14 protein-coding genes and 1 pseudogene are annotated in these 15,007 nt (G+C 68.7%); 2 read left to right on the top strand and 13 right to left on the bottom strand.

Features of this window, described 5'->3' with window-relative positions; genetic code table 11:
- Positions 1 to 259 (top strand): hypothetical protein (locus ABD848_RS14735; RefSeq protein WP_344972145.1); only part of this gene is annotated, 259 nt, incomplete at its 5' end.
- A 471-nt stretch (positions 260 to 730) separates the two neighbouring features.
- On the opposite strand, the gene ABD848_RS14730 is transcribed toward ABD848_RS14735, so the two are convergent.
- From ABD848_RS14730 to ABD848_RS14690, 9 genes and pseudogenes are all read right to left on the bottom strand, one after another.
- The gene (locus tag ABD848_RS14730; RefSeq protein ID WP_344972143.1) at positions 731 to 1,522 is read right to left on the bottom strand and encodes a TIGR03084 family metal-binding protein; all 792 of its coding nucleotides are present in this window, start codon (positions 1,520 to 1,522) and stop codon (positions 731 to 733) included.
- A gap of 378 nt (positions 1,523 to 1,900) precedes the next feature.
- Positions 1,901 to 2,974 carry a carboxymuconolactone decarboxylase family protein gene (locus ABD848_RS14725; protein ID WP_344972141.1) on the bottom strand — a complete coding sequence of 358 codons (1,074 nt, stop codon included), beginning with the start codon at positions 2,972 to 2,974 and terminating at the stop codon, positions 1,901 to 1,903.
- A 52-nt stretch (positions 2,975 to 3,026) separates the two neighbouring features.
- Positions 3,027 to 4,679, bottom strand: a complete 1,653-nt coding sequence (locus ABD848_RS14720; protein ID WP_344972139.1) for a GMC family oxidoreductase — start codon at positions 4,677 to 4,679, stop codon at positions 3,027 to 3,029.
- A complete protein-coding gene (locus ABD848_RS14715; protein ID WP_344972137.1) occupies positions 4,676 to 5,239 on the bottom strand; it encodes a DUF5987 family protein in 564 nt (187 codons plus the stop codon). The genes ABD848_RS14720 and ABD848_RS14715 overlap by 4 nt, the downstream gene beginning before the upstream one ends.
- 118 nt (positions 5,240 to 5,357) lie before the next feature.
- Positions 5,358 to 6,713: a cytochrome P450 gene (locus ABD848_RS14710; protein ID WP_344972135.1), complete on the bottom strand. Its 1,356-nt coding sequence runs from the start codon at positions 6,711 to 6,713 to the stop codon at positions 5,358 to 5,360.
- A 3-nt stretch (positions 6,714 to 6,716) separates the two neighbouring features.
- A complete protein-coding gene (locus ABD848_RS14705; protein WP_344972133.1) occupies positions 6,717 to 7,700 on the bottom strand; it encodes a DUF1702 family protein in 984 nt (327 codons plus the stop codon).
- Between the two features lie 364 nt (positions 7,701 to 8,064).
- The gene (locus tag ABD848_RS14700) at positions 8,065 to 9,027 is read right to left on the bottom strand and encodes a DUF1702 family protein (RefSeq protein ID WP_344972131.1); all 963 of its coding nucleotides are present in this window, start codon (positions 9,025 to 9,027) and stop codon (positions 8,065 to 8,067) included.
- Positions 9,028 to 9,126: 99 nt separating this feature from the next.
- Positions 9,127 to 9,627, bottom strand: coding sequence for a hypothetical protein (locus ABD848_RS14695; protein ID WP_344972353.1), 501 nt, complete (start codon positions 9,625 to 9,627; stop codon positions 9,127 to 9,129).
- A gap of 33 nt (positions 9,628 to 9,660) precedes the next feature.
- Positions 9,661 to 9,957, bottom strand: a pseudogene (locus tag ABD848_RS14690) (helix-turn-helix transcriptional regulator); the annotation flags it as partial.
- A gap of 1,170 nt (positions 9,958 to 11,127) precedes the next feature.
- Between ABD848_RS14690 and ABD848_RS14685 the strand changes: the two are divergent.
- Positions 11,128 to 11,850, top strand: coding sequence for a TetR/AcrR family transcriptional regulator (locus tag ABD848_RS14685; RefSeq protein WP_344972129.1), 723 nt, complete (start codon positions 11,128 to 11,130; stop codon positions 11,848 to 11,850).
- Here the strand turns inward: ABD848_RS14685 and ABD848_RS14680 are convergent.
- The 4 genes from ABD848_RS14680 to ABD848_RS14665 form a co-directional block, all read right to left on the bottom strand.
- Positions 11,805 to 12,512, bottom strand: coding sequence for a maleylpyruvate isomerase N-terminal domain-containing protein (locus ABD848_RS14680; RefSeq protein WP_344972127.1), 708 nt, complete (start codon positions 12,510 to 12,512; stop codon positions 11,805 to 11,807). The genes ABD848_RS14685 and ABD848_RS14680 overlap by 46 nt on opposite strands.
- Positions 12,513 to 12,872: 360 nt before the next feature.
- Positions 12,873 to 13,916: an NAD-dependent epimerase/dehydratase family protein gene (locus ABD848_RS14675; RefSeq protein WP_344972125.1), complete on the bottom strand. Its 1,044-nt coding sequence runs from the start codon at positions 13,914 to 13,916 to the stop codon at positions 12,873 to 12,875.
- A 24-nt stretch (positions 13,917 to 13,940) separates the two neighbouring features.
- Positions 13,941 to 14,510 (bottom strand): flavin reductase family protein, encoded by a 570-nt coding sequence (locus ABD848_RS14670; protein ID WP_344972123.1) that lies wholly within the window; start codon positions 14,508 to 14,510, stop codon positions 13,941 to 13,943.
- Position 14,511: 1 nt separating this feature from the next.
- Complete coding sequence (locus tag ABD848_RS14665) at positions 14,512 to 15,003, bottom strand: acyl-CoA thioesterase (RefSeq protein ID WP_344972121.1); 492 nt, start codon at positions 15,001 to 15,003, stop codon at positions 14,512 to 14,514.
- Between the last annotated feature and the right edge of the window lie 4 nt (positions 15,004 to 15,007).

Below are 15,007 nucleotides of genomic sequence, written 5' to 3'. Positions count from 1 at the left end.
CAGGCGGACGGGGATGGAACGGGTGCCACGACGGGGCTGGGGGCCGACGGGGTGGGGCGAGCGCCGTGACCGGGCAGAGGGGGCGGGGAGCGCCGTGACGGGACCGACGAGAGCGGGGCGGCTCGACGTCTTCCGGCGCGTCCTCAGCCACCATCCCACCGAGACGCTGCCCCACCGGCGTATCCCCCACACCAGCAGCACCCGGCACAACAGCGATGTGTCAGAGACACAGCGCCCCTTTTTGCAGTGCCCCTTTTAAGGCTGCCGAGATCGCGCAGCGATCGAGGCAGGAACGAACGAAGAACACTCCCGCCCCGGACACACACCAGCCCCCACCTACACCCCACCCCGACGTGACAAACCCATAGAAACACCCCCGCCGCCGCGGCTCTACGACCGTGCTCCCGCCCGGTTGTGGAGCTTGCGAGGAGGTTTTTCGGGCGCACTCAAGGTGGTAGAAGGCGGCGCGGCCCTGGGGTTGTGCCGGCGCTACGCCGCGCGTCGCTGGCGTCGCCGGTCAAGGTCGCCATGGTCCCCTTGAACCTACGGGGTCGGTGTCGGCGCCAGAGAGACCGCCCCCTGCCTGGGCCCGCACCGGTGCGGGCCCAGGCAGGGCACGGGCGTCGAGAGAGGTAACGGAGTCTCAGCGGGGCGCCCGGGGTGTTGCTCACCCACGATCGGGCGCCCGTCCTCATAGCCGCGTCAGGTTCACCGAACTCCCAGCGGCGATTCAGGCGAACTGGCCGGGGGAACGCCCCGGGCCGGCTGGACCGCGGTATGCCTGGGCGATGTCGAGCCAGTGGTCGGCCTTGGCGCCCGAGGCGGTGAGCGCGAGGTCGTCGCGATGGCGGCGCCGAGTGACCAACAGGCAGAAGTCGACGGCGGGACCGGTGACGCGCTGCTCGGCTTCGGCCGGGCCGAACTCCCAGCTCTCGCCGGAGGGGGAGGTGAGCTCGAACCGGAACTCTTCCTCGGGCGGGGTGAGCCCCCGCGCGTGGTAGCCGAAGTCCCGGGTCAAAACGGCGAAGCCGGCGAGGTGGCGCAGCCGGTCGGTGCGCTCGCGTTCGGCGCCGAGGGCGTCGGCGATGTCTTGGCCGTGGCCGAACAGCTCCATGATCCCGGCACAAGCCAGGATCGCCGGTGGCAGCGGCCGGACGAGCCAGGGCACCGTCTGGTCGGGCGGCACGGCGGCCAGCGCCTCGGCCGTGGCGGCACGTTCGGAGCGCCATTGGGCGAGCAGCTTCTCGGGCGGCTCGTCGAGGTATTGGGCGAGCGCGGCGTTGACCGCGCCGTCGAAGTCGTCGCCGACACCGGCGATGATCTGCTGGAACGCCTCGGCGTCGGAGGCCGCGGTGCCAGCCAGCCGGAAGATGAAGATCAGGTGGGCGATCTGGTGCTTGATCGTCCAGCCGGGGGCCGGTGTGGGAAGCGACCATTGCTCGGGGGCGAGGTCGGCCACCAGTCGGTCGACGTCGTCGCCTTCGGCATTGAGATCGCGGATCACTTCCTGTAGGTCAGTCATTACTTTTGGGTCCTCTCGCCAGCTTGTCGGAGGCATACGTCCCGACCGGCGCTCTCCCTTTTGGCGAACGGACGGAACGGGGGCGGGTGGGAGGCGTGGTGACGGCGGGGTGATGAGTGGTCGAAGCTCAACGAACCTCGCATCTGTTGGACACGGGGTTCCGCCATGCCGTCACCGCCACCCCAAAACAGGAATTAATATCTCCGGAGAAAAATTCAAAAAGCAAAGAATTTTCCCACCGCATTCTTTTCCAGAATGCAACAGGCGGGGTGACGTGTCTTCTCCGTGTGTGCCGTGTGTGCCGATGGTGTGGCGGGGAATCCGTCCTGGCCCGCCTGACCAAGAATGGGGACAGCAGAGGGGGAACACGGGTAACACTCAGTTTCTCGACGGGACGGTGGGCAGCCACTCGCCGAGCCGCCGTGCCGCCGCCAGGCTCGCCCAGGCCGTGAGTGCGACCAAGGCCGCATCCTCGGGGCGGTCTCGCCGGTAACCGGCCACGGTCGCCTCGTCGACCTGGTACGAGGCCATCGCGGTCAGTAGGGCCAGGCGTCCGGCCGTACGGTCCTGCGCCGGGATGCGCGCCACCGCCTCCTCGACCCAGGCGCGGCTGAGCCCCGGCGGCTCGCCTGCCCATCCGGCGAGATGCTCGGCGACAAGATCGCGGACGGATTCGGGGACCCACTGCCGCCCCGCCGCGGCTACGGCTGCGCAGGAGCGCGCCAGTGCCTGAGCCACGGTGGGCTCGGGGGCGGCCCACGCCAGCTCGGCCGGCAGCGGCGCCTCCGGCAGCAGGTCGAGGGAAGCGCCGGGGCGGTGCGCGCGCCGGGCGCCGGGCCGCAGGAACCGGCCCAGCATCCCACGCGCCCGCCCCCGCACCACTCCCGGCATCCGCCGCGGCAGGGGCGATTCCCCCAGGAACACGTTGACCATGCGGTTGAGGTAGTGGAAGGTGAGGGCCACCCCGCCCAGTTCGGGCAACTGCTCGGCGGAAAAGGGCCGGCGGTGCCCGGCGGCTCCCTCGGCCGTGGCGACGGCCTCCGCCCACGCGGCGACGCCGCGCAGCCGGGGATCGGCCGCGGCACCCGCCCCCTCCCCCGCCGAGAGACCGCGCCCGCGCCCGACCAGCCCCTCCAAGGTGGCGCCGTGCACGTCGACACAGTAGGGACACGTGTTGGCCAACGAGACGGCGGTAGCCACCGCCTCACGGGCCGCCCGGTCGGTGCGGGAAGGGGTGAGCAGCGTCTCGCGCAGCAACACCCAACTGGCGGCCAGCGCGTCGGGATGGGGCGCGTGTAGCGCCACGGGCGGCGCGAGCATCCCGAAGTCGCGCTCGACCTGCCCGTAGATGCGTGCCACCGGCGCCGGGGCGTCCCCGGGCCGGGCCACGTCGACGTAGCGGATCTGGTCCAGGGTGCGCAGCAGTGCCGCTCGCAGCGGAGCCGGTGCCATCACTGACCTCCCATCCGGGCGGGCGGGTACCTCTGGCGGTGGCGCTGTGGCACTACCGCGCCACCGTGGCGGCCAGCGACTGGGTGGCGCGCCGCGCGCTGGTGGCGCCGTCGGGTGAGGGAGCGCCGTAGCTCACGTCGACACCGCGCTCTTGGGCGGCGCGCACGATGGCGGGCACGGAGCGTTCGGCCAGCGCGGCGATGGTCATCGCTGGGTTGACCGTCAGCGCGCCGGGGACGGCCGAGCCGTCGGTGACGAAGATGCCGGGGTGGCCGCGCAGCTCGTGACGGTCGTCCAGTGCCGAGGTAGCCGGGTCGTCGCCGATGCGGCACGAGGCCAGCGGGTGCACGGTGTAGGCGCCGACCAGGTCGTTGGTCCACGGCGCCACCGTGGCCAGGCCGTCGCGCTCCAGGATGTTCTTGACGTCGGCGTCGGACTCGGCCCAGGCGCGTCGGGTGTTGGCGGTGGGGTGGTAGCGCAGCGGACCGTGTCCCAGCATCTGTTGGGAGATGCGGGTGGCGTTGCCGGTGGGGGGCGGCGGCCCGAAGACGCCCTCGTTGTCGTCCTCGATCATGGAGAAGATGATCAGCCAGGAGCGCCAGCGCCGCAGCATCTCCTTCTTGTCGACACCGAACCAGGAGGGGGCGTCGGCGCCGGGCACCTGGGCGAGGATCGTGCCCAGCCCGGGCGGGAAGTAGAGCTGCTCCAGCGAGTAGCGCGAGTACTCGGGCAGCGAGCCGTCGACGCGGTCCCAGTTGGCCACGCACGGACCCTTGCCGATCTGGTTGGCCTCGTAGGCCAGGCCGTTGCCGCGTTCCAGGCCGAGCACGTCACGCACCCGGTCCTCGTTGACGACGGCGGTGTTGAGGCGTTCCCCGTTGCCGGAGAAGTAGCGGCCCACGGCGTGGGGCATGGTCCCCAGGTCGGGCTCGGAGCGCTGCAAGATGACGGGGGTGGCGCCGGCGCCGGCGGCGAGCACGACGAGCTTGGCGTCGATCGCGCCGCCGTCGCGGTGGACGTGGTAGTCCTCGTTGTCGACGAGGGTGTAGTGGACCCGGTAGCCGCCGTCGTCAGTGCGCTCGATGCGCTGCACCTCGTGCAGGGGACGGATCTGGGCGCCGTGGGCGAGGGCGGCGGGCAGGTAGTTCGACGTCAGGGAGCGCTTGGCGTCGAAGCGGCAGCCCGCCATCATCCAGTTGCAGTTGGTGCACTTGTCGTTGTCGATGCCGTTGGGCACCGGGTTGGCGGTGCGCCCGGCGTGGTCGCAGGCGGCTGCCCACAGCCCGCCGGCGTAGGTGACCTCGTCCCAGTCTTGGGTGTGGGCCGGGATCGCCTCGGCGACGCGGTCGTACCAGGGGTCCAGAGTGTCGCGGCTGATGGCGGCGGGCCACATGCGCCGGCCGATGCTGCCGTGGCGCTCGAAGGTGAAGCGGGGGGCGCGGGGCAGCGCGGCGAAGTAGACGACGCTGCCGCCGCCCACGCAGTTGCCGCCGAGGATGCTCATGCCGTCGCCGACGACGAAGTCGAAGGCGCGCGTGTAGGAGGAGCCGAGCAGGAAGTCGTGCTCGAAGTCCTCGCTGGACAGCCACGGGCCACGTTCGAGCACGGTGACCTGCGCGCCGCCGGCGGCCAGGTGGTAGGCCGCGATCGCGCCGCCGAAACCGCTGCCGACCACGAGGACGTCGGTGCTTTCGGTGCTGTTCATGCAGGGCTCCCTGAGGGGGTGGTGTCGGGGTGGAGGTCGGCCAGCTTGCGGCCGTAGGAGTATTCGGGGAAGCGCCACAGGCCGTCGGCGTCGGGCTGGCTGAAGCCCATCGCGGTGAGGCCGGGGTGTCCTTGGGCCATGGCCTCGACGGTGTGCATGTGGGCGGCGCTGTCGAAGGCCATGTTGCTGAACAGCGCGAGCAGCACCCAGAACTCCTTTTCGGGGTGGCCCGGCGCGGTGAGCGCGCGCACCAGGGCGACACGGTCGGCGAAGGGCAGCGCCACGAAGGGCGGCACCGTGTCGTCGCCGGCCAGGTCGTGCTCGGCGGCGTAGGCGCGGGCGTGGTCGTTGAGCGCGTCGGCCAGCCCGGTCAGCCCCTCGGTGATCCCCGTCGCGGGGTTGTGCAGCAGCTCGATGGCTCCGGCGGCGACCGCGCCGCCGCCGGGGGCCGCGCCGGCGACCGCACGGTCCTCGGGGGAGCGTTTCTCACCGGGGATGATGGTGTCGGCGAAGGCTTCAAGGGTGGTGGTTGACACGTTCTCGGTATCGGCCGGTTTCACAGGGTCTCCTCCCGTGTGGTGGGCGGGACGACGGCGTGGCCGACCGCCGGGAGCTCGCCGGGCGGCCACGGTCGAAGAGTGGCGCGAGTACCGGAACGCCGGTACCGGCCGCCACCGGTCAGACCGCCGGGTGTACGGTCATCGGCAGGCCGCCGCGCACGCGCAGCGAGAGCATCGGCTCGGGGACCACCTTGTGGTCGGGCACGGTGGACAGCCGCAGCTCTCGGGCGACCATGGCGACCACGAAGGTGGCCTCCAGCATCCCGAGGTTGCTGCCGACGCAGAACCGGGGGCCGGCGCCGAAGGGGATGTAGGCGTAGCGCTGCCGGCCCGCGGAACGGTCGGCCGTGAAGCGGTCGGGGTCGAAGCGCTCCGGCTCCTCCCACAGGTCGGGGTGGCGGTGCAGCGTGTAGGGGCAGATGAGGACGTCGGCACCGGCCGGCACCCGGTAGCCGCCCACCTCGTCGGCCTCGCGCGCCCGGCGCGGCAAGATCCACACTGGCGGGTAGAGGCGCATGGCCTCCTGGATGACGGTGGTGGTGTAGGTCAGCCGGTGCAGGTCCTCGTAGGTGGGCAGCCGGTCGCCGAGAACGTCGATGGCCTCGCTGCGCAGCCGTTCCAGCACGTGCGGGTGCCGGTCGAGGAGGTGGAAGGTCCAGCCCAGCGTGCTCGCCGTCGTCTCGTGGCCGGCGAGGAGCAGGGTGACCAGCTCGTCGCGCATCCGCTGCCGGCCCACCCGGGGGTCCGCCTCTCGGCGGGTGGAGGCGATCAGGCGCGAGAGGACGTCGTCGCCCTCAGGGCGGGCCGTACGTTCGGCCACGAGCTGATCGACGATTCTTTGCAACTCCCGGCGGGCTTGGCGAAACCGTAGCTGTTTGGGCAGGGGGACCCACATCGGGACCATGCTCATCGACACCATCTCGAACATCGCCTGGTCCTGGACGGCCTCGAAGGAGTGGCCGACCGCGTCGAAGGCGGTGAGGTCGGCGTCGAGCAGGGCGTGGCCGAGCACGCCCAGGGTGAGCCCCGTCATCTCCCGCAGTACGTCCACCGGTTCGCCGCCGGTGCGCTCTCGCAGCCGCCCCACCAGCTTCGCGCCCTCAGCGGCGACGATCCCCGCCTGCTGGGCGATGCGTTTGTGCTGGAACGTCGGTTGGATGATCTTGCGCTGCTCGCGCCACAACTCACCCTCGCTGGTGAGCAGCCCGTCGCCGAGGGCGCGGCGGGCGTGGACCAGACCGATGCCCTTGCGGTAGTTGGCGCTGTTGTCGGCCAGCACGTGTTTGGCGTGGTCGGGGTGGTTGAAGAAATAGAGCGCTTTGGGACCGATGGAGAGGCGGACCGCGTCGCCGTAGTGTCGGGCGGCCGTGGTCATCAGCCCCAGGCGGTCGCCGGCCAGTTTGCGGAACATGGCCGGTGTCGCGCTGCGCGGCGGTCCGGGTGGGACAGCGCGGGCGGGACGGCTGAGTGTCATGCGCTAGCACCTCCCAAGCGCTGCGAACTCGTCGGCGATGCGGGCGCGCCACGCCTCGTAGGCCGGAACTTCGCCAGTGCTGTCATGGCCGCTGGGGTCGGCGGGGCGAGCGTCCTCACTGACCTGCGCCGCCTCCTCGGGCGCCATACCGCACAGCACTCGGGTCGCCAGCTCGGTGTGGGGCACCAGGAGACCGGCCCGGATTCGGGCCTGGGCGGCGAAGGCGCTCCCCTGAGCGAGGTGCGGGCGGTGGGAGCCGGCGCGTTCCCGCAACGTCACCAACTCCGTCTCGCTGGCTCCTCCCGCGTAGGTGGCGGCCAGGCCGGCACCGCTGTAGAGGTCGCGGTGGCGTGCATCGGGGAAAGCGTCGATCATCGTGGCGACCCGTTCGGGGTCGGTGCCGCCGACGAACCACAAGGCCCGGCCGATTCCTTGGTCGACGGCTCGGTGAGCGTAGGGGGTGTGGCGGCCCAATCGCCATTGCGCCGCCGGGTCGCGGAAGTGTCGACGGACGTAGCGCTCGGTGTGGAAATACGCCTGGTGGAAGCCGTAGCCGTCGAGAACGAGCCAGCGCAGCAGCGGGTCGTAGACCGACATCTCGGGTCGGCGGAACCGGGGCAGCCGGGCCATCGCCCAGCCCGCGCCGACATAGGCCATGTAGACGTGGTGGTCACCGCGCCCGGCGAGGAAGCCGGCCAGCCGCCGCCGGCGCGGCGAGAGCGCGTCGACGATGGTGAATCCCATGGCCGCGCCTTCGTAGGCGAAACCACGGAACCGAGTGGGGACGTGTTCGAGACGTGCCTCGGCCTCGGCGGGAGTTCCGGCTTCGGCGGCGTACCTGTACCCGGTCAGAAAGTACGCACCGATCGACTCCAGCAGTTCACGTGCCTGCGGACTCTTCTCGTGAAAACCACGGTTTTCCAGCCTGGTGGCCGACACGCTCGGCGTTAGTATTTTACCCCTGAGCACACGAAGAAAATTGGCCATTTGGCCCTCACTGAAAATTCAGGGATTAGTATTTGTATTAAGGATTTTTCCATCCAGCGGCAACCGCGTCTACTTCGATTTTGCGCACACCGGCCACGACTACCGGAGCGGAGGAATTGGAGGCGGCGAACCGCTTTTTCGGGGCGCGCTTCAACCGTTCAGACGGCAAGACGGCGAAAATTTTGCGCGGTTGGTCGAACCGCGGCGATGTCGGGAGAGGAGGGGAACCGGCCCTGCTGCTCGCCGGGCCCGTTGCCGGGCCGGCTCGCCTCCCACGACGACGTTCGTTACGTGTCCCCTTTTCGACGTGCTCTCTTCGCCGAGCACAGCCGTGGGAAACGTGTTCGCCCCTGGCGAGGGGGTGTCAACGAAAACGTGCGGCTATCCTTTGGCGCCACTTCTCGTAGGCCGGCTCGTCACCCCCCTGCTGTGGCGTCACGGCGGTGCTGTCGGCGACGGCGACGGCCTCATCGACGGACAGGCCGGTGAGGGCGGTGGCGGCGCTGCCGGTGTGGGCGGGCACGAAACCGGCGTGAACGCGTGCCTTGACGGCGAACACCGTCCCCTGGGCCAGATGGGGCCGGTAGTCGCCCGCTGCCGCAGCCAGCCACGCGAGGTCATCGTAGGTCCCCCCACCGGCGAACGCCGAGGCCAGCCCTACTCCGCTCCATAGATCGGCTCGCCGTGACCGCGGGAAGCGGTCGACGGCGGCGGCGACGTCAACCGCTCTCGCCCCGTGGATGAACCACAGGGCACGGCCGATTCCCTGATCGACAGCACGCGGAAAGTAGTCGGGCGCACCGTCCCACGGATAGGGAGTGGGAAGCTGCTGCCTGTCTACCCACCGACGGGTGTCGAAATAGGCTCGGTCAAAGCCGTAGCCGTCAACAGCGAGCCAGGTCATCGTCGGATAGTACGGCGACTCGCCCAACACCGGCACCACTTTGCGCCACAGCGGCCGGGGCAGCCGGGCCATCGCGAAGCCGATGCCGATGTAGGCGAGAAATATGTGTGGGTATCCTGAACCGTTCAGTAGGTTTCGGGTCCGGTTGCCCCGTCCGCCGGCCATCGCGTCACGGATGGTGTAGGCCATCGTGACACCTTCGTAGGCGAAACCGCGGAGTTCAGGGTCCACCATGCTCAACCGGCGCTCGACCCCCCACAGGTCCCCCATCTCGATCCCCCATTCGAAACCGCAGATCACCGCCTGCGGAATCGCTTCGAGGCGCCGGGTTGCCTCTGAGGGCACCGCTGGAAATCCGCGCTTGGCGAAGGTGACCTCCGCCAGGGCAGGCGTCAACACTCTCTTGCGCAATGAGCCGAACATCGTCGGCACTCCCCCTTTCGAGCCTGGGGCAGCACAGAACAACCAGCGGGTAGGACCTTCGCAACAACAGGGCTCCCCATCGAGCCGTTTTGCTCACGGTCAGGCGGCAGGGCGCCTTTCGTGGTAGGGGGGTCGGGTGACGTTCTTGCGGCTGCGCTGCAAGTCGAGTTGGGGGGCCAGGGTGACGGCGATCGGCGGATCGGTCGGCCGCAGCTCGCGAAGCTGGAGGCTAGCCCGGGAGATCCCCCCGGAAGCGACCGTGACCGGCGAGCGGAGGGTACCGACGAGGAGCGTCTCTGCGGCCGGGGTGGCGGCGGTGCTCTCCGCTACCGCTATGACTGTCCAGCGACCGGGAGGAACACCGGTGATAGCCAGCCTGGTGAACTCCGGGCCGGTGAGCACCTGGAAGGCCACGGGAGCGCTTTGGGGGATGGGGCTGTCGAAGACTCCGACGAGTACGGTGGACGGCGTGACGGAGGAGGGCAGTGCGAGGGTTCCGGTGATGGTTCCGCAGCCGGGGCGATCCGCGCCGCAGAGTTCCTTGAGACGGTGAATGGTTTCGAAGGTGGGGAGACGCTGAAAGTTAGGGGCAATACCCACTAGAAATTTACTGACTTCGGGGTGGCGGTACTGGGTGGGTGACATTCCGACGGCCCGAGTGAACCGACTGGTGAAAGTACCTACACTGTTGTAGCCGACGCTACAAACGATGTCGGAGACGGTAAGCGACGTGGTGAGCAAGAGCCGTTTTGCCTCGAAAAGGCGGACCGCAGCCAGGTACTGCCCCGGAGTCACTCCAGTCGCCCGAGAAAAGATGCGCGAAAAATGATAGGGGCTCACGAAAACCTCTGACGCGAGATCATTGAGCGTTATCGGGTCAAAGTATTTTTCGTGAATAAAGGAAACGGCCTTCTGGACAGCTTCTCGCACAATCACTCCCCAAAAATCGAGACACGAACTCAGGATTCTTTTCTCATGCAGTTCGACCCACAGGGGTATATACCAACGAAAGGACGCCCCAAAAGAGATCCACTCTCCCAGCGAACCGATTTCTCAATAGAAGACAATTTCAATATCTAGTTTCTTAAATTATGCTAGCGCACAATTCAGTATCAGTAAATAAGCAACCGGAAGGCAGCAAAATCAGAGAAGGAACTACTACCCGTGTTTAATTCACAAGGAGCGATGACGCTTCGTGGTAGCAACAGTACGTAAGAAAAACATATGTCCGACCACAGAAGGAAGTGGTTCCCCCTAGAAAAAAAATGAAACTTGAGTCGGACAAATCCGCCCTGCGTTCAACAGGAGTCTCAGCGTGACCTGCGCAGATCAACGGCTTACCCGCCACGACCACGCCTCCTCAAAGCACCGGACGCGACGGCATCAGAAAAGTGAAGAATAGCCAAACAAAAAAAGACGTTTGACTAATGGAATCCTCCACCAGAAGCGGAAAACGGCATTTTCGGCCTACTTCTCTTCGATCCAGCGATCCCGATATCGACATTGGCGCGCCTCTCAAGGCCGGCTCAGGATACGGAGTCAAGTATCGACCTTGCTCGACTCCCCCCTCGTACCTGTGACACGTGAAACAAGGCGCTTTAGAACCGTCCACTCAGGGAAGTGAGGTTCTCTTGTCCCCTTTGCTTTTGGATAGTGATGGTTCCGTCTATCGACACCACTGCATCGTTACACCGAATCGCCTTCGACGCTTCTTTAGGATTGCGTCGTACCCCCATAAGTCATACCAAAACGGACCTACACATCCCCAGACACCATTCGAAACAGTGTTCCCCTTGGCTTCTCCTGCCAAGTTTGCGCAGCTAGCGGCACTGAGTCGGGACGTACCAGAAGCCACCGTTTACCCTGTTCTCCCGCACGACAATCCCCCATTCGGCGACCGGATGCGGCCAGGGGTTGGATCTCGATCCGGACAGTGCCGTTCCGAGATAAGGCTCTCCGTAACAAAGGGCGGCCGCTACAAGGAATGAGCAGGAACTTCGTGGGGGAAGGCAGGAACCGAGGAACGTTGCGAACACCCCGAGGGCACGAACTGAGCCGTCAAGAAGAAGGCTGAGCTCCGAATCGTGGCAGCCTAGCGGGATGAGCCCTCGCCGCGCGAATCCGAAACTAGGCCCAGCACTGATCGACGTTGCCGCTCGGCTGCTCGCCGAGGAAGGGCCACAGTCCCTGTCCACCCGCCGGCTCGCCGCCGAGACCGGCAGCTCAACCATGGCGGTCTACACCCATTTCCGCAGCATGAGTGGGCTGGTACGGGCGATGGTGCACGAGGGGTTCGCCCGGCTACAGCACCATCTCACCCAGGTAGCGGCCACCGGTGACCCCGTGGCCGACATGGCGTCGCTGGGCCGGGCCTACCGCCACAACGCCCTGGCCAACTCCCACCTGTACACGGTGATGTTCGGCGGCTGCTCGCTGGCCGGTTTCTCCCTGTCGGAGGAGGACCGCCAGCACGGGCGCTACACCCTGCGCAACGTGGTGGAGTGCGCGGCCCGCTGCATCGGCGCGGGCCGGTTCCACTCAGGTGACGCGGAATTGCTCGCCCACCAACTGTGGAGCGCGCTGCACGGGCTGATCACCCTCGAACTCGGGGGCTACCTGATCGAGCCCTACACCGCCGACACATGTTTCGAGGCCCAACTCGTCGGCCTGATGGTGGGCGCCGGCGACAGTGCCGAGGCCGCCACGGCATCCGTGACGGCCTCGCGTCACCGCTCACTGGGCAACGGCACCCCGCAGCGCGAGACGGCCCTCGCCGCTCACACGGCGGAGGCGGTGCCCTCCGCCGGCCGTGTCGGCGGCTGAAACGGCCCCCAGGTGAAGGCGGGCAGCCACACCCGGTGGTCGGCGCTCCAGGACAGCCGCGCAACCTGGGCCGGCGTGCGCCGCCCGGCCAATGAACGCAGCAGGTCGTGGCGGCCGGCGCGCAGCGCGCCGGCGGCCTGTCCAGTCCCGGTCACCCACTGGCGCGCACCTGTCTCGATCCGCAGGCTCGGCAGGTCAAGCTCGCGCGCCCGCGCGGAGAAACCGCCCACGACGACGTCGAGGGCGCGGGGAAACGCCGGATGGTCGCCCGGCGGTGGATCTTCGCCCAGGGTGGCGCGGAGATCGCCCTCGTGCACGAAGGCGTCCATGAGCATCACGCCGGTACGCCGGTCCTGACTGGTGGCGAGGAAGCGCTCGGCCGGTTCGGCCACCCGGCTCCAGATGGCGAGCAGGTCGGCAACGGAGGTATCGCCGGAGGGCTCCGGCTCTTCCGCCAGTCCAGCCACACGGGTGCAGATCTCGACAAGATGGGCCAACAGGTCGCGCACTCGCCACTGCGGGCAGCCGGCGACGGTGCGTTCGGTGGCGGCGGGGTGGGCCGTCAGCAGTTGAGCCACGTTCTGCCGGACGTGACGGTAGGCGACATCGTTGGGCACGTGCCGCTCGGGCCGCGTAGGCTCGGCGGACTCGTCGACGGTCATACGGGACTCCTTGCTGGGGCCGGTTTCGGGAGGGCGGCTACGACGTCGTGTCGGGGGCGCTCGGCCGGCTAACGCTCCCCGCTGCGGGGGCTGGGGCCCTGGTGACGGCGGTGTGTGCCGAGCTCGGTGCACGAACTCTTGTCGAGCAGCCACTCCCGCCGCTGGCGAGCGGTGCGCGTGCCGCGGGAGTGGTGGCGCTGCACCACCGTGTCCCGGCCGGCTCGCGCAGCCGGGCATGCCCGCGCAGTGCCGCCATCGACCGCCCCGGGGCGGCGACGGGACTTCTCGTTGGGGGCTGGGTCCTCGTGACGGCGAGCGGGGATGGAGCGGGCACAACAAGGTCGATCTCGGTGGTAGGCATCACACTTGCACCGGCGACGAGGGGACCGCGGCGCGGCCGGCGCGACGGGCCGACACGTGGCCCTGCTGGTACAGCCAGTGCACCGTGTCGGCAACGGTCTGGGCCGGCGGGCGAGAAACGAGCCCGAGCGTGCTGGCGTGGTCGGCCACTCGCGCGGCGCACGCGCAAGTGTAGATCGCGCCGTACTCGGCGGGAAGGTGCCAGGGCCAGAAGCGCTGGAGCCGGTCGGCGAGCAGGCCCACCGGCAGCATCGCGGCGGCGGGAAGGACAGCCGCGGGTAACGGCCGTCCGGTGACCTCGCGCAGCAGTCGCACGTAGGCGCGGGTCGACAGGTAGCGCCCCGGGCCGAAGTGGCGGTCGGTGCCGTCGCGGGGAGCGGTGAGCACCGCCGCGTGCAGTGCGGCGGTGTCACGCACATCGCCGATCGGGAACCCGCCCGAGGGCCACATCGGCACCAGCCCGCGCAGCGCGTCGCGCAGGCGGGCGTTTTGGTCACCGAGGTTGGGGTCATGCGGCCCGAGCAGCGCAGGGGGGTAGGTGATCACGACCGGTGCGCCCTGGCGCTGGTGGTCGCGCGCGACCCTCTCGGCCGCGGCCTTGCTCGCCATGTAGGGTTCCCGCGCTGCCCCGGGGGGCGTGTGCTCGTGCAGCACCCGCCCCGCGCAGGGCAGCATCGCCGCGACGCTGGAGACGTGGATGATCGGATCGGCGCCGGTGCGGCGAGCGGCGCTGAGTACGACCTCGGCTCCGCGCTGGTTAGTGCGGCGCATCGCCGAGTGGTACCGGCTGTCGAAGGAGTACACTGCGGCGGCGTGCAGCACGGCGTCGGTGCCGCGCACCGCTTTGGCGACGCTCATCTCGTCGGTGACGTCGCCGACGACTACTCTCTCGACGGTCGCGGAATCGACTCCCAGGGGAGCCAGTGCCCGCTCTACGTTGGCGGCGTCGCGGACGTGCAGCCGGACCCGGTGGCCCGCCCGCGCGAGGGCCGCGACCGAGTGGGCGCCGACGAACCCGGTACCGCCGGTCACACTCACCAGCATCGGATCATCTCCTCAGACAAACGGTCAGCGAGTGGGGGAGCCGGCTCGTTGAAAACAGCCGTTGAAGAACAGCAGCGCCTCCTGACCGGACCCGCTGGTCGAACTCAGCACCTGGCCGAGGATGATCGAGTGGTCACCCCCCTCGTGGACTTGAGCCACCTCGCACTCCAGCCAGGCCAGCGAGCCCGACAGCAACGGGGCGCCCGTGTGGGGGCCGGGCAGCCACTCGACCGTGTCGAACTGGGCGGGACCGGCCGGACGGTCGCGGTCGGCGAAGTAGCGCGCCACCTGCTCCTGTCCGGCCTCCAGCAGGGAGACGGCGAAGCGGTGCTCGGCGGTGATCGCCTTGTGCATCCGCGCGGTGCGGGCCACGCAGCACAGCACGAGCGGCGGGTCGAGCGAGACCGAGGTGAAGGCATTGGCGGTCATGCCGTGGCAGTGCTGGCCGGCGGCGGTGAGCACGGTGACTCCGGTGGGGAACCTCCCCATGACCTGGCGCAGCGTCGACTCCTCGGCGGCAGGACCGTAGTGCTGGGATCGTGCCGCGAGCGGGGGCGCGGCGATGGGATGGGCGGACGGGTCGTTGTTGGCCACGTCATCCTCCAGCCGTGGTGACAGCGGGTGCGGTCGCGAGAGTGGAACCGGCCCCCTTGGCGGCGACCGGGGCGGCGTAGGGGGCCAGGGCCTCGCACAGCTCCGCGGGGACCCGCGCAGGAGCCGTCGCGGTGTTGGGGCCGCGCATACAGGCGATGCGCTGCCGGCCGCGGGCGACCAGGGTTTCCGTTGTGCCGTGCAGGTGGACGTAGTCGAAGGTGAACTGGATCTGGGTCTGGGTCAGCTCCTCCAACCGCATCCGCACCGACACCTCGTCAAAGGCAGTGATCTCGGCGAAGAATTCGCACTCGACCTTGAGGGTGAACAGCTTGAGGTCGTCCTGGAGCTCGGCCAGCACACCCGGTGCCCGCTCCTTGAGGAACATCTCGCGGCAGCGGCCCTGCCAGCGCAGGTAGTTGACGTAGTAGACGTTGCCGACAAGGTTGGTTTCCTCGAAGCCGACCGTGTGACGGATCTCGTAATAGCCGGACATGTCG

Source organism: Salinactinospora qingdaonensis (genome assembly GCF_039539445.1).
GTDB classification, from domain to species: Bacteria; Actinomycetota; Actinomycetes; order Streptosporangiales; family Streptosporangiaceae; genus Salinactinospora; species Salinactinospora qingdaonensis.
Note: the sequence above shows the minus strand (reverse complement) of the source record. Positions and strands in the feature narration are given on the sequence as shown.

Excerpts from the sequence above, each read along its gene's own strand:
- ABD848_RS14730 (WP_344972143.1), bottom strand. The coding sequence starts at position 1,522 with ATGACTGACCTACAGGAAGTGATCCGCGATCTCAATGCCGAAGGCGAC.
- ABD848_RS14725 (WP_344972141.1), bottom strand. The coding sequence starts at position 2,974 with ATGGCACCGGCTCCGCTGCGAGCGGCACTGCTGCGCACCCTGGACCAG.
- ABD848_RS14720 (WP_344972139.1), bottom strand. The coding sequence starts at position 4,679 with ATGAACAGCACCGAAAGCACCGACGTCCTCGTGGTCGGCAGCGGTTTC.
- ABD848_RS14710 (WP_344972135.1), bottom strand. The coding sequence starts at position 6,713 with ATGACACTCAGCCGTCCCGCCCGCGCTGTCCCACCCGGACCGCCGCGC.
- ABD848_RS14705 (WP_344972133.1), bottom strand. The coding sequence starts at position 7,700 with ATGGCCAATTTTCTTCGTGTGCTCAGGGGTAAAATACTAACGCCGAGC.
- ABD848_RS14700 (WP_344972131.1), bottom strand. The coding sequence starts at position 9,027 with ATGTTCGGCTCATTGCGCAAGAGAGTGTTGACGCCTGCCCTGGCGGAG.
- ABD848_RS14685 (WP_344972129.1), top strand. The coding sequence starts at position 11,128 with ATGAGCCCTCGCCGCGCGAATCCGAAACTAGGCCCAGCACTGATCGAC.
- ABD848_RS14680 (WP_344972127.1), bottom strand. The coding sequence starts at position 12,512 with ATGACCGTCGACGAGTCCGCCGAGCCTACGCGGCCCGAGCGGCACGTG.
- ABD848_RS14675 (WP_344972125.1), bottom strand. The coding sequence starts at position 13,916 with ATGCTGGTGAGTGTGACCGGCGGTACCGGGTTCGTCGGCGCCCACTCG.
- ABD848_RS14665 (WP_344972121.1), bottom strand. The coding sequence starts at position 15,003 with ATGTCCGGCTATTACGAGATCCGTCACACGGTCGGCTTCGAGGAAACC.